This window comes from Devosia nitrariae, assembly GCF_030160115.1.
In the GTDB taxonomy this organism is placed as follows: Bacteria; Pseudomonadota; Alphaproteobacteria; order Rhizobiales; family Devosiaceae; genus Devosia; species Devosia nitrariae.
This window is the reverse complement of sequence record NZ_BSNS01000007.1, coordinates 428,336-439,879: the sequence shown is the minus strand read 5'-3', so window position 1 is coordinate 439,879 and position 11,544 is coordinate 428,336. Positions and strand designations below refer to the sequence as shown.

The following is an 11,544-nucleotide window of genomic DNA, read 5'->3' as shown; positions in this document are numbered from 1 at the left end:
CCGGCAGCGCCGGGCTTTTTCGTCAGAGCCGCCGTGCGGTGCCGTCGATCGTCCGATCGCGGTTGGCGCGGGCTTCGGCCCGGCGAGGCAGGCGCGAGACGATCCAGCTCACCATCAGCGGTACCAGCACCAGGTCATCGATGATGCCGAAGAACGGCAGGAACTCGGGAATCACGTCGAGCGGATTGACGAGATAGAAGACGACGAACAGCGTCGCAGCCTTCAGGTGGAGCGGCGTTTCCGGCGCGCGGAAAGCGTGCCAAAGCATCACCGCTTCCTTGCGGAAGCGCAGGATGCGGGGAACGAAGGTCGAAGTCAGTAGCTTGAACATAGCCCTTAAATGGGGAACGTCGGCGGCGGTTCAAGCCCTTCTCCTGGCGCGGAGCCTGCCCCCGGGGGCAACGCGACCTGGGGTGACATTTTTCGCCCTGAGGGACGAGGTGAGGGCGGATCACTCCGGCATCGGATCGAGCTGCGGCCAGCCGTCCTCGTCGAAGCGAAGCGGCGCCACCTGGAGCTTGGGCATGCCGCCCTGGTCGCGGTCGTAATAGTGGTAGGCGAGCCACGGTTCGTCGCCGACCATGAACACCTCCTGTCCGCCCGGCCCGCGATAGCGGCCCTCAGCCGCCTGCACCAGCGTGCCGCCGCCTTCGAGCATCGGCTTGCCGTCGCGGTCGAGATAGGGGCCGGTCACCTCATCGGCGCGGCCGACCATGATGCGGTAAGTCGACGCGATGCCCCGGCAGCAGGAATCGAAGGAGACGAAGAGGTAGAACCGCCCGTCGTGCTCGAGCAGGGCCGGCGCCTCGATGGCCCCGCCCCCGCGTGAGGCAATGGGGATGAGTTCAGCGTTGGCTGCGGGCTTGCCCGATTGTGGGTCGAGCTCGATCATGCGAATGCCGTTCCAGAACGAGCCGAAGGCGAGGAAGGCGCGCCCGCCGGTGTCGATGCGGAAGGGGTCGATGGCATTGAAATCGTCGCCGCGGTGCGAGCGCAACACCATGCCCTGGTCCTGCCAGCCTTCGGTCGGGTTCTTGGGATCGAAGGCTTCGTTGGTCATCAGGCCGATGGCGCTCTCGTTGGAGCCGAAGGTCGAGGCCGAATAGTAGAGGTAGACGGTTCGCTCGCCCGCAAAGACGGAAGGCGCCCAGAGGTTCTTCGGCCGATAGCCGAGTTCCTCCTCGATCCAATCGGACAATCCGCCGGGCAGGGGGCCACTCTCTGTCCAGGCGAGGCCGTCCGGCGAGGTCTTGGTGCGCGGTGTGCCCTCGTCGGGAGCGTTCTCGACGCCGGTTGCAAAGGACACCCAGCCCGCGTCGGTGACGAGGATCGACGGGTCGTGGATGGCGATGTTGCCGGAAAGCGCCGGCTGCGTCTGCGCCGCGGCCGGGCCGATCATGGCCAAAGCCAGCAGCATCGTGGCTGCGATCACATGCATGGCATCGTCTCCCCCGTCATCACCCGGCAACATTGCGTGGTTAGGCGCTTGGGTCTATCTCTGGCGCGCGTAGAGCCGTTTCCGGCTCGACAAGGCGCCTTAAAGAACACAATCGGTGAAGTTATGGCAGGCCCGGCAGAACGGCGGAAATCGGTAGGTGTCAATGTCGGCGGCGTCATGGTCGGCGGCGGCGCACCTATCGTTGTGCAGTCGATGACCAATACCGACACCGCCGATATCGATGCGACCGTCCGGCAGGTGATGCAGCTGGCCCGCGCCGGCTCGGAGATCGTCAGGATCACCGTCGATCGCGACGAATCGGCGGCCGCCGTGCCGCATATCCGCGACCGCCTCGCCTCGATGGGCTATGACGTGCCGCTGGTTGGCGACTTCCACTATATCGGCCACAAGCTCCTGACCGATCATCCGGCCTGCGCCGAGGCGCTCGCCAAGTATCGGATCAATCCGGGTAATGTCGGTTTCAAGGCCAAGCGCGACCTGCAGTTCGGCACGTTGATCGAGCTGGCGATCAAAAACGGCAAACCGGTGCGTATCGGCGTCAACTGGGGCTCGCTCGATGAGGAGCTGCTGACTCGGCTGATGGACGAGAACGCCACCTCGCCCAATCCGATGTCGGCCGCGGCGGTACAGCGCGAGGCGATCATCCAGTCGGCGCTGCTTTCGGCCCAGCGGGCCGAGGAGATTGGCCTCCCGCGCGAGCGCATCATTCTTTCGACCAAAGTGTCGGACGTCCAGCACCTCATCGCGGTTTACAAGGATCTGGCCAGCCGCTGCGACTATGCGCTTCATCTCGGCCTCACCGAAGCGGGGATGGGCTCGAAGGGCATCGTTGCCTCCTCGGCCGCCATGGGCATCCTGCTGCAGCAGGGGATCGGCGATACCATCCGCATCTCGTTGACCCCGGAGCCGGGCGGTGACCGCACGCTCGAGGTCAAAGTCGCGCAAGAGCTGCTGCAGACCATGGGCTTCCGCCAGTTCCTGCCGGTGGTTGCCGCGTGCCCTGGGTGCGGGCGCACCACCTCGACCACCTTTCAGACGCTCGCCAAGGACATCCAGGATCACCTCAATACCTCGATGCCCGAATGGCGCGAGCGCTATCCGGGCGTCGAGACGCTGTCGGTCGCGGTCATGGGCTGCATCGTCAACGGCCCGGGCGAGTCCAAGCACGCCAATATCGGCATCTCGCTGCCCGGTACCGGCGAGCAGCCGGCCGCTCCGGTGTTCATCGACGGCGAAAAGGTCGCAACGTTGCGCGGTGCGGACGTTGCCGACCAGTTCAAGGCGATGGTCGCCGACTATATCGAGAGGAAGTTCGGCGCCGGTCGAAAGGCAGCGGAGTAAGGCCTGTGACCGGCAAGATCATTTTCCTGCATGGTGCGTCCAGCAGTGGCAAGTCGACGATTGCCCGCCGCCTGCAAGCGCGGATCGATCAGCCGTTCTTCCACTATTCGATCGATCATCTGCGCGACTCGGGTGTCCTGCCCATGGCGCGTGTTGCCGCGGGCGAACTCCAGTGGAAGGAGATTCGCGCTCCGTTCTTCGACGGGTTCCATCGCTCCATTGCGGCGTTCGCATCGGCCGGCAACAATCTCATCCTCGAACATATCCTTGATACGCCGGGATGGCGCGAACAACTGGCCGAACTCCTCGCTCGGCAGGACATGTTCTTCGTTGGTGTACACGCCTCACTTGCCGAGCTCATCCGCCGCGAGAAGGCGCGGGGTGACCGCAAGGTCGGCAGCGCCGAGGTCGACTTTCATAGCATCCACAAAGACGTGCGGTACGATCTGGAGCTCAGCGGGGAGGCGGATGCCGACGAGAACGTCGATCGCCTCATTGCGGCATGGCACGCGCAGCGGGTGCGAAGCGCGTTCTTCGATCCTGCGTGATGCTGGGGCTCGAATGAGCGATCCTTTCATCGAGATGAGCGAGGCTGAGCCGGAACTCGTCGACGAAATCGAGCGCAAGCTCCTCGCTGCGATCCGGTCCAGCCAGAAGCAGGCGCTCAATTCGAGCTTTACCCTCGGTATGCGCGACGAGAGCGGCGTGCTGATCGCCGGGCTTGCTGCCTCCACCGCCTATGGCTGGCTGCTGATCAAGCTCATCTGGGTTGACGAAGGCCACCGGGACAAGGGGCTCGGCAGGCGTCTGATGGCCGAGGCGGAAGCGGAGGGCATCCGGCGCGGCTGTCATGGTGCTTGGCTCGATACCTCGATGCCCGACTCGGCAGGGTTCTACGTGCGGCTGGGCTATGAGACGTTCGGAACGCTGGAGAATGCGGCGGGCGATGTGGTGCCGGGGCACAGGCGTTGGTTCATGCGGAAGCGGTTGGTCTAATCGTCCCCTCATGCCACCTCCACCGGCACCGCGCACGCATCCGCCCACTTGCCCCCGCACAGTTCCGCCAACCGCGTCACCGTCAGGCGCACCGACGAATGCGTCGATCCGGCTGCCGGGATGACCTCGTCATAAATCCTGAGCGAGACGTCGCAATAGATCGGCAGCTTCTGCGGCAGGCCGAAGGGGCAGACGCCACCGACCTTGTGGCTGGTCAGAGCCTCGACCTCCTCGGCCCCGAGCATGCGCGGGCGCCCGCCGAAGGCGGCCTTTGCCTTCTGGTTGTCGAGCCGCGCATCGCCTCTCGTCACCAGCAGCACCACCTCGCCGTTGACGCGAATGCAGAGCGTCTTGGCGATCTGGCCGGGCTCGCATCCGTGCACTTCGGCGGCGAGCTGTACCGTTGCGGTCGAGGCCTCGGTTTCAATGACGGAGAGGTCGGGAGCGCGGGCGGCGAGGTCGGCTTTGACGGAGGCAAGGCTCATGGAATTATTCTCTGGCAAATCTACAATGAATGAAATCAGCTGTTGCGGCTGGCAAAATAGCGGGCGGTCGCGCGCAGCCCGTCGGCACGCGGGCCGAAGGTGCGCAGCGCCATCACCGCGTCGTTGACGATGGTATCGAGCTCGCGGCGAGCCGCTTCGAGGCCCATCTGTGCGACCAGTGTCTGCTTGCCTTTTCCGGCGTCTTTGCCGGTCGCCTTGCCCATGGCCTCCGAAGTGGCGGTGACGTCGAGAATGTCGTCGGCGAGCTGGAAGGCGCGGCCGGCGGCTTGCGCATAGGCAGTCATGGCCGAAAGAGCGCGCGGGTCGGCGCCGCCGAGGATGGCGCCCATCCTGACGCTGGCGCGGATCAGCGCGCCGGTTTTCATCGCCTGCATCACTTCGATGTCGCCGTTGGAAAAGCCGCCCTTCTCCCCCTCGATGTCGCGCATCTGCCCGCCGACCATCCCGCCCACGCCACTGCCGGCGGCAAGCTCGGCAACGAGGCGTATCCGCACGGTCGGGTCCGGATGACAGGTCTCGTCGGCGAGCAGCGCAAAGGCGTGAGTCAGAAGTGCATCGCCGGCAAGGATGGCGGTCGCCTCGTCGAAGGCGACGTGCACCGTCGGCTGGCCGCGGCGCAGGTCGTCGTCGTCCATGGCCGGCAGGTCATCGTGGAGCAGCGAATAGCAGTGCACCGCTTCGACCGCGAGGCCCGCGGGCATTGCAGCCTCCGCCGGGACGCCAAAGACCTGCGCGGCCTGGCGCACGAGGAGCGGCCGCAGGCGCTTGCCGCCGTTAAGGCTGCCGTGGCGCATGGCCGCGACGACGCGCCGGGCCGCGGGTCCGGGGCCGGAAAGGCGCTCCTCGACCAGAAGACGGTCGAGCGCGGCCTCGACAGCGCGGGCACAATCGGCGATTTCAGCAGCAAAATCGTAGGACGGCGGCATGACACGACAGCTAACCAATTGCCGCGGTGGGGGCAAGACAAGGCGGCCCCATTGTGGCATCAAGCCGGCTGATGGCAGAACGCAGGAAACATAAGCGGCCGCTGCGCCGCGCCCTCGGCTGGGTGGCGACCGTTCTCGCCGTCCTTGCTGCCATACCGCTCATTCTGACTCCGCTCTATATCGTCGTCGATCCGGTTTCCGCGCCGATGCTGACGCGCTACCTCACTGGACAGCCCGTCCGGCGCGAATGGCGCGATATCTCGGACATTTCCGACCGGCTGAAGGCGGCGGTGGTGATGAGTGAGGACGGACAGTTCTGCCGCCACTGGGGCATCGACCTCGCTGCCCTGCAGACCGAGATCGAGGATTTCTTCGCCGGCCGGCCGACCCGCGGCGCCTCGACCATCACCATGCAGGTGGCCAGGAACCTCTTCCTCTGGAACGATCGTTCGGTCATCCGCAAGGGTCTCGAGGTTCCGCTGGCGGTCTATATCGATCTCGTGCTTTCCAAAGAGCGCATCCTCGAGATCTATCTCAACATCGCCGAGTGGGGACCGGACGGCGAGTTCGGCGTCGTTGCAGGGGCGCAAGCCGGCTTCGGCATCGAGCCGCAGAACCTGCCCTGGGACCGGGCGAGCCTGCTGGTCACGGCGCTGCCCAATCCGCATGTGCGCCTGCCGGGTAACCCCGGACCAAACGTGCGGCGTATCGCCGGCATCATCGAGGAGCGGGCAAGGGAATATGGGCAGCGAGCGGCATGCGTGTCGCCCCAACTGCGGCTGGAGCTTTAGGCATCGGCTTGCGTGCACACTGCCAACTACCCTCTAGCCAAGGGGCTCCCGTTTCTGTATAGAGGCCGCCAATTCCAAGACAGACATGCGTCTGTTGGCCGCCATGCGGCGCGAACCTTATTGAATTCGGAGTAACAGCCATGGCAGTGCCAAAACGCAAGACCTCGCCGATGAAGCGTGGTTTCCGCCGCTCGGCCGATGCGATTGCCGCGCCGGCCTATGTCGAGGACAAGGATTCGGGCGAGCTGCGCCGTCCGCACCACGTTGACCTGAAGACCGGCATGTATCGCGGCCGGCAGGTTCTCGAGCCGCGCAAGAGCTGAAGGCTTTTTTGCCTTTGCGGCCGAAAGTCACAAGAAAGGGCCGGTTTCCCCAGGGAAACCGGCCCTTTCTCTTTGTCAAATCGTCTTGTATTTGCCGGCGCGCAGCGCTAGGCCAAGCGCGCAAACCAGCGGAGACAACAAAGCCGATGAGCATGCGGGTTGAATCGGATTCCATGGGCACCATCAACGTGCCGGCCGAGAAATATTACGGCGCACAGACGGCGCGGAGCCTGGCTAATTTCGATATCGGCGGCGAGCGCATGCCCACCGAGATCGTCACCGCCTTCGGCATCCTCAAGAAAGCCGCAGCGCTGGCCAACCACAAGCTCGGCCTGATGGACGAGGCAACGCGCGATCTGATCATTGCGGCCGCCGACGAGGTGATCGCCGGTAAGCTCGCCGACCACTTCCCGCTCGTCGTCTGGCAGACGGGCTCGGGCACCCAGTCCAACATGAACGTCAACGAGGTCATCTCCAACCGCGCCATCGAGATGGCCGGCGGGCAGATGGGATCGAAAAAGCCTGTCCATCCCAACGATCACGTCAACATGAGCCAGTCGTCCAACGACACTTATCCGACGGCCATGCACATCGCCGCAGTCGAGGCGCTGGAGGGCTATCTCTTCCCGCGCGTCGAGGTGCTTCGCGCAACGCTCGATGCCAAAGCCAAAGAGTTCGCCGAAATTGTCAAGATCGGCCGCACGCACCTGCAGGATGCAACGCCGCTGACGCTCGGCCAGGAGATGAGCGGGTGGGTCGCTCAGCTCGAGCTGGCCGTCAAGGCGATCAAGGCGACGCTCCCGCAGTTGAAGGAGCTGGCGCTCGGCGGCACCGCTGTCGGCACGGGGCTCAATGCGCATCCGGACTACGGCGTCACGGTTGCCGGTGAGATCGCCCGGCTCACCGGCCACGACTTCGTCACCGCGCCCAACAAATTCGCCGTTATGGCCGGGCACGACGCGTTCGTTGGCACTTCGGGCGCGTTGAAGCAGCTTGCTGCTGCGTTGATGAAGATCGCCAATGATGTGCGCTGGCTGGCGTCCGGGCCGCGCTCGGGCCTTGGCGAGATCACCATTCCCGAGAACGAGCCCGGCTCCTCCATCATGCCCGGCAAGGTCAATCCCACCCAGTCGGAGGCCATGACCATGGTTGCCGTGCAGGTGATGGGCAATGATGCGACCATCGGCTTTGCAGCGAGCCAGGGCAATTTCGAGCTCAACGTCTTCAAGCCGGTCATCGCCTACAATTTCCTGCAGTCGGTGCGGCTCCTAGCCGATGCGGCCAAGAGCTTCAACGACCACTGCGCCATCGGTATCGAGCCCGACCGCAAGCGCATCGCCGAGCACCTCAACAACTCGCTGATGCTGGTCACTGCCCTCAACCGCAAGATCGGCTATGACAACTCAGCAAAGATCGCCAAGAACGCCCACAAGAAGGGGACGACCCTGAAGGAATCGGCGATCGAGCTGGGCCTGCTGACGGGTGAGGAGTTCGACGCGGAAGTGCGCCCCGAACGGATGGTGGGGCCGATGGCGGGCGAGAAGTAGAAGCCCGCTACCGGCTCTCAACAGAACCTCACCCCGACCCTTTCCGACGAGCAGAGAAGGGAGAGTGCAGGTTTCCCTTCACGCCCTCTTTGCTCTCTGGCATGCTGGCGCTGCTGACCGAGACGGGAGAGACGCCTTGACCGAACATGTCTATGTGCCGCCGACTGGCGTTCGTCCGGGCAGGCGTGGGCCGTTCATCCCGCCGCTGCTGATCATCCCGTTCCTTATCTACAATGTGGTGGCGTTCCTGTTCCTCGGCGGCAATCCGGCCGGCTGGAACAACGTGATCCTCAACGTCGCCATGGTCTCGGGCACGCCCTGGGCGGTGACGCTCGGGGACCTGCTGCTCGTCGGCTCGCTGATTCTTCTCTTTTTCGAACTGTTGAAGTCGACGCGGATCGGAACGGTCTCGATCCTCGAGCACATGATCTCGATGATCGTGTTCGTGCTCTTTCTCGTCGAGTTCCTGCTGGTCGGCGCAGCCTCGAGCTCGGTTTTCTTCCTGCTGCTGGTGATGAGCGCCATCGACGTCGTTGCGGGCTTTACCATGTCGATCGCCAGCGCCACGCGCGACATGGCGGTGGGATAGCGGGCCCTCCCTGAAGCGTCAGATCACCAGGGTCTTGCGGTAGCCCGTGGGCATGCGGCGCACAGTAATGGCCGAGCCGGTGCGGTAGGCATCGAGGGCGATGTCGATCGGCGCGCGGCGCAGAACGCGCTGCGGGTCGAGCCGTGAGCGGGCAGCCAGCAACTGGCTGAGGAATTCGACCGCGGCCGAGGTGCGCAACAGCGACGGACGCGGCGCCTGCGGCTCGAGTGGTACCGGCAAGGCAAATACCGGTTCGGCAAGCTTTGGCGCCTCTTCGTGGGACATTTCTGGGCAACCTGTTCCGTTGCGGGCCGCCCGTCCCTTTATGGGACTGTCTCTCGGCCCTATGCCAATAACGTGGCAATCGGCGTGCCGGCTGCAATGGAATTGAGAGAGAACTGCCCAGGAACCTGGCGGCGTGGTTAACGCCGACGAGAGCGCTCAGAGGGCCAGCCGCATAACGTGGCGGCGCGTGCCGGCCATGCCAGCATGGGCAAAGCCTGCCGCCTCGAAGGCGGGAACGAACCCCATGAAGCGGTAGCTCGGCGAGTCCGGATCGACCGGGTAAGCTTCGAGAACGGTTGCGCCGCCACTGTGCGCGTGCGCGATCGCGGCGGCGATCAACTCGTGGGCTAGGCCTTGCCCGCGCAATGGACGCGGCACGAACATGCAGGTCAAAGACCATGCCTGCTCGTTCGGCTCCGGCAGCGGACCGCCGAGGCCTCGGAAGATCGCTTTAGGTGCTACTGATACCCAACCGACCGGTGTACCGTCCCGATAGGCGAGGAGCCCGACGGGTGTGCCGGCGGCGATCCTGCCCAGCATTTGCTGGCGTCGCGCCGGCCCCTTGGCGTCACGCAGTTCCTGGCTCGTTGCCCGCCAAGCCATGCACCAACAGTAGCTGGGGCTGCCGCGGGCGCTGAACAGCGCCTCGAAATCGGCCTGCGTCTCGTGTGTTACCGGCCGAAAGACCAGATGCGCAGACATGGGTTCAGGAAAAGTTGTCCTTGGCCTTGCGGATGGCGGCGAAGACCTCGGCCGGGTCGGCATCTTCGAGCCCATAGAGCTGCGCAAAATAGGGGTCGTCGGCTCTGAGGAACGGGTTGGCGGCCTTTTCGATGTCGAGCTGGGCGGGAATGGTGAACTTGCCGGCGGCGCGTAACGCCTCGATCTCGGCGGCGCGGGTCTTCAGCGTCTCGTTGCCCGGGTCGATCGAGAGGGCGAAGCGGGCATTGGCGGCACTATATTCGTGTCCGCAATAGACGAGGGTCTCGTCGGGCAGGGCGCGCAGGCGCTTGAGGCCTTGCCACATCGGGCCGGGCATGCCCTCGAACATGCGCCCGCAGCCGAGAGAGAAGAGCGCATCGCCGCAAAAGAGGTGCCTGCCCTCCGGCTCGAAATAGACGATGTGGCCGAGCGTATGGCCGGGCGTGGCGATGACTTCGAAGCGGCTTTCGCCTAGAAGCACCGTGTCACCTGCCTCAACCAGCCGGTCGAGGCCCCCGATCTTGCCTTCTTCGGCGGCTGGCCCCGTTACCGTCGCGCCGAACTCGGACTTGAGCGCGGGGATCGCCTCGATGTGGTCGCCATGGTGGTGGGTGATGAGGATGTCGGTCAATCGCCAGCCGCGATGGAGGAGGGCACTGCGAATCGGTTCGGCCTCGGGCGCATCGATGGCGGCGGTGCGGCCGGTCCCCGCGTCATGGGCGAGATAGCCGAAATTGTCCTGGCGGGCAGCGAAGACATCGACGATGAGGGACATGGGAGGGCTCCGCGCTATGGTTTGGCCCCAAGGCTAGCGGTTCGCTCGCCCTCGTGACAAGCACCTCGGCTTGCGGCAGACTTCGCGTCTCATGAGCATCGACGTCACGCGCCTCATCGCCTATTACAAGTCGCCTCTCGGGCGCCTCTCGCGTGCGTTGGTGCGCGAGCAGGTGATTGCGCTTGCCGGCTCGGTCAGGGGCCGGCGGGTGCTGGGCTTGGGCTTTGCCACGCCCTACCTGCGCTTCACCATCGCCGATGCCGAGCGGGTCATTGCCTTCATGCCCGCCCGCCAGGGCGCCTCGGCCTGGCCGCGCGAGGGCCCGTCACACACTGTACTCTGCGATCCGCTCGAGATGCCGCTGACCGACGCCGCGATCGATCTCGTCATCGCCGTTCACGCCTTCGAGCATATTTCGGATGCCGAGGAGCTGATGCGCGAGCTCTGGCGAGTGGTGGCGCCGGGCGGGCATCTTATCCTCGTCGTACCGCGCCGGCGAGGCATTTGGGCGCAGCGGGACAATACGCCCTTCGGCCAGGGTCACCCCTATTCGGCCGGGCAGATCGAAAAGCTCCTGCGCGACCACTCATTCGTGCCGGAAAGCTGGCGGGACGCGCTGTTCCTGCCACCCTTCCAGTCCGGCCTCGTGCTGCGCTGGACTCGGGTGTTCGAACGGGTCGGGAGACTCTTCGGCCCGGCCATGTCCGGGGTCATTTGCGTGCGGGCCAAGAAGGAGAACTTCCCGGCCGTGCCGCGCCGCAAACGCGCTGAGCGCTATGTGCGGGTGCCGGGGTTGAGCGCGCAGGCGGCGCGGGAGATGACGGCGCGGGAACCGATGCCGCCTGTCGCGCTTTGAGCTCCAAATTCCTTGAATTGTCGCGTTTTCGAACCGCAAAAGTGGTGTCCACTTTTGCTGAAAACGCTCCAAAGGAGAGCGCCAATGGCCACAAAACGGCAATGGTCGCAGGATGTCACCGAGAACAGCGATGCCCTCGATCTTGAGGAAAACGTCTTCGAATCGCATGATCCCAAGCGCATCGCCCGCTCGCTCAAGCGCTCGGCGGAGGCCAGCCAACGACGCAAGAGCGAACCCCATCGCTCGGCCATGTCCATGCTGACCTTCTACATCAATCGGGCCGGCAAGAACCTGCCGACAAAACAGAAGAAGGTGCTCGAAGCTGCCAAGGACGAATTGCGCGCCGCCTTCGGACGCAGCCAAGCGCATTGAGCGGCGAAGCGTTTCGAACCGACTTCCCCTGCGGCTGCAACCGCACTATGGTCCGCCCGGTTTTTAAGGCCTAAGG

The 11,544-nt window shown here is 64.7% G+C and carries 16 protein-coding genes; 9 read left to right on the top strand and 7 right to left on the bottom strand.

Annotated features, from left to right (window positions below; all coding sequences use genetic code 11):
* Window positions 1-22: 22 nt before the first annotated feature.
* Window positions 23-331: a YkvA family protein gene (locus tag QQK18_RS07405; protein ID WP_284339661.1), complete on the bottom strand. Its 309-nt coding sequence runs from the start codon at window positions 329-331 to the stop codon at window positions 23-25.
* 120 nt (window positions 332-451) lie between these two features.
* Window positions 452-1,438 (bottom strand): arabinan endo-1,5-alpha-L-arabinosidase, encoded by a 987-nt coding sequence (locus QQK18_RS07400; protein ID WP_284339660.1) that lies wholly within the window; start codon window positions 1,436-1,438, stop codon window positions 452-454.
* A 123-nt stretch (window positions 1,439-1,561) separates the two neighbouring features.
* Here QQK18_RS07400 and ispG point away from each other — a divergent pair, with 123 nt between their 5' ends.
* From ispG to QQK18_RS07385, 3 genes are read left to right on the top strand one after another with little or no spacing between them, the layout of a single operon-like run.
* Window positions 1,562-2,800: a flavodoxin-dependent (E)-4-hydroxy-3-methylbut-2-enyl-diphosphate synthase gene (gene ispG / locus QQK18_RS07395; RefSeq protein ID WP_284339659.1), complete on the top strand. Its 1,239-nt coding sequence runs from the start codon at window positions 1,562-1,564 to the stop codon at window positions 2,798-2,800.
* Window positions 2,801-2,805: 5 nt separating this feature from the next.
* Window positions 2,806-3,348, top strand: coding sequence for a chloramphenicol phosphotransferase CPT family protein (locus tag QQK18_RS07390; RefSeq protein WP_284339658.1), 543 nt, complete (start codon window positions 2,806-2,808; stop codon window positions 3,346-3,348).
* A 13-nt stretch (window positions 3,349-3,361) separates the two neighbouring features.
* The gene (locus QQK18_RS07385) at window positions 3,362-3,796 is read left to right on the top strand and encodes a GNAT family N-acetyltransferase (RefSeq protein WP_284339657.1); all 435 of its coding nucleotides are present in this window, start codon (window positions 3,362-3,364) and stop codon (window positions 3,794-3,796) included.
* A gap of 8 nt (window positions 3,797-3,804) precedes the next feature.
* Here QQK18_RS07385 and QQK18_RS07380 read toward each other — a convergent pair whose 3' ends face one another.
* A complete protein-coding gene (locus QQK18_RS07380; RefSeq protein WP_284339656.1) occupies window positions 3,805-4,281 on the bottom strand; it encodes a YbaK/EbsC family protein in 477 nt (158 codons plus the stop codon).
* Window positions 4,282-4,316: 35 nt separating this feature from the next.
* Window positions 4,317-5,228: a polyprenyl synthetase family protein gene (locus tag QQK18_RS07375; RefSeq protein WP_284339654.1), complete on the bottom strand. Its 912-nt coding sequence runs from the start codon at window positions 5,226-5,228 to the stop codon at window positions 4,317-4,319.
* 71 nt (window positions 5,229-5,299) lie between these two features.
* Between QQK18_RS07375 and QQK18_RS07370 the strand changes: the two genes are divergently transcribed.
* The 4 genes from QQK18_RS07370 to QQK18_RS07355 all read left to right on the top strand — a co-directional run bounded on the left by QQK18_RS07370 (window position 5,300) and on the right by QQK18_RS07355 (window position 8,478).
* Window positions 5,300-6,019, top strand: coding sequence for a transglycosylase domain-containing protein (locus tag QQK18_RS07370; RefSeq protein ID WP_284339653.1), 720 nt, complete (start codon window positions 5,300-5,302; stop codon window positions 6,017-6,019).
* 140 nt (window positions 6,020-6,159) lie between these two features.
* Entirely contained in the window at window positions 6,160-6,342 is a 183-nt protein-coding gene (gene rpmF / locus QQK18_RS07365) for a 50S ribosomal protein L32 (RefSeq protein WP_284339652.1), read from the top strand.
* A 146-nt stretch (window positions 6,343-6,488) separates the two neighbouring features.
* The gene (gene fumC / locus QQK18_RS07360) at window positions 6,489-7,889 is read left to right on the top strand and encodes a class II fumarate hydratase (RefSeq protein WP_284339651.1); all 1,401 of its coding nucleotides are present in this window, start codon (window positions 6,489-6,491) and stop codon (window positions 7,887-7,889) included.
* Between the two features lie 136 nt (window positions 7,890-8,025).
* Entirely contained in the window at window positions 8,026-8,478 is a 453-nt protein-coding gene (locus QQK18_RS07355; RefSeq protein WP_284339650.1) for a hypothetical protein, read from the top strand.
* Between the two features lie 18 nt (window positions 8,479-8,496).
* Here QQK18_RS07355 and QQK18_RS07350 read toward each other — a convergent pair whose 3' ends face one another.
* The 3 genes from QQK18_RS07350 to gloB all read right to left on the bottom strand — a co-directional run bounded on the left by QQK18_RS07350 (window position 8,497) and on the right by gloB (window position 10,240).
* Complete coding sequence (locus tag QQK18_RS07350; RefSeq protein WP_284339649.1) at window positions 8,497-8,763, bottom strand: hypothetical protein; 267 nt, start codon at window positions 8,761-8,763, stop codon at window positions 8,497-8,499.
* Between the two features lie 156 nt (window positions 8,764-8,919).
* The gene (locus QQK18_RS07345) at window positions 8,920-9,465 is read right to left on the bottom strand and encodes a GNAT family N-acetyltransferase (RefSeq protein WP_284339648.1); all 546 of its coding nucleotides are present in this window, start codon (window positions 9,463-9,465) and stop codon (window positions 8,920-8,922) included.
* Between the two features lie 4 nt (window positions 9,466-9,469).
* Window positions 9,470-10,240: a hydroxyacylglutathione hydrolase gene (gene gloB / locus QQK18_RS07340; RefSeq protein WP_284339647.1), complete on the bottom strand. Its 771-nt coding sequence runs from the start codon at window positions 10,238-10,240 to the stop codon at window positions 9,470-9,472.
* A 91-nt stretch (window positions 10,241-10,331) separates the two neighbouring features.
* Between gloB and QQK18_RS07335 the strand changes: the two genes are divergently transcribed.
* Together QQK18_RS07335 and QQK18_RS07330 are read left to right on the top strand one after the other, a co-directional pair.
* Window positions 10,332-11,096 (top strand): class I SAM-dependent methyltransferase, encoded by a 765-nt coding sequence (locus tag QQK18_RS07335; RefSeq protein WP_284339646.1) that lies wholly within the window; start codon window positions 10,332-10,334, stop codon window positions 11,094-11,096.
* Between the two features lie 84 nt (window positions 11,097-11,180).
* Entirely contained in the window at window positions 11,181-11,468 is a 288-nt protein-coding gene (locus QQK18_RS07330) for a DUF3175 domain-containing protein (RefSeq protein ID WP_284339645.1), read from the top strand.
* Window positions 11,469-11,544 lie beyond the last annotated feature (76 nt).

What these genes read in the sequence shown, in the direction of transcription:
- QQK18_RS07330 (WP_284339645.1), top strand. Translation starts at nt 11,181, where the DNA reads ATGGCCACAAAACGGCAATGGTCGCAGGATGTCACCGAGAACAGCGAT.
- QQK18_RS07405 (WP_284339661.1), bottom strand. Translation starts at nt 331, where the DNA reads ATGTTCAAGCTACTGACTTCGACCTTCGTTCCCCGCATCCTGCGCTTC.
- QQK18_RS07370 (WP_284339653.1), top strand. Translation starts at nt 5,300, where the DNA reads ATGGCAGAACGCAGGAAACATAAGCGGCCGCTGCGCCGCGCCCTCGGC.
- fumC (WP_284339651.1), top strand. Translation starts at nt 6,489, where the DNA reads ATGAGCATGCGGGTTGAATCGGATTCCATGGGCACCATCAACGTGCCG.
- ispG (WP_284339659.1), top strand. Translation starts at nt 1,562, where the DNA reads ATGGCAGGCCCGGCAGAACGGCGGAAATCGGTAGGTGTCAATGTCGGC.
- rpmF (WP_284339652.1), top strand. Translation starts at nt 6,160, where the DNA reads ATGGCAGTGCCAAAACGCAAGACCTCGCCGATGAAGCGTGGTTTCCGC.
- gloB (WP_284339647.1), bottom strand. Translation starts at nt 10,240, where the DNA reads ATGTCCCTCATCGTCGATGTCTTCGCTGCCCGCCAGGACAATTTCGGC.
- QQK18_RS07335 (WP_284339646.1), top strand. Translation starts at nt 10,332, where the DNA reads ATGAGCATCGACGTCACGCGCCTCATCGCCTATTACAAGTCGCCTCTC.
- QQK18_RS07350 (WP_284339649.1), bottom strand. Translation starts at nt 8,763, where the DNA reads ATGTCCCACGAAGAGGCGCCAAAGCTTGCCGAACCGGTATTTGCCTTG.
- QQK18_RS07385 (WP_284339657.1), top strand. Translation starts at nt 3,362, where the DNA reads ATGAGCGATCCTTTCATCGAGATGAGCGAGGCTGAGCCGGAACTCGTC.
- QQK18_RS07400 (WP_284339660.1), bottom strand. Translation starts at nt 1,438, where the DNA reads ATGCATGTGATCGCAGCCACGATGCTGCTGGCTTTGGCCATGATCGGC.
- QQK18_RS07380 (WP_284339656.1), bottom strand. Translation starts at nt 4,281, where the DNA reads ATGAGCCTTGCCTCCGTCAAAGCCGACCTCGCCGCCCGCGCTCCCGAC.
- QQK18_RS07375 (WP_284339654.1), bottom strand. Translation starts at nt 5,228, where the DNA reads ATGCCGCCGTCCTACGATTTTGCTGCTGAAATCGCCGATTGTGCCCGC.
- QQK18_RS07345 (WP_284339648.1), bottom strand. Translation starts at nt 9,465, where the DNA reads ATGTCTGCGCATCTGGTCTTTCGGCCGGTAACACACGAGACGCAGGCC.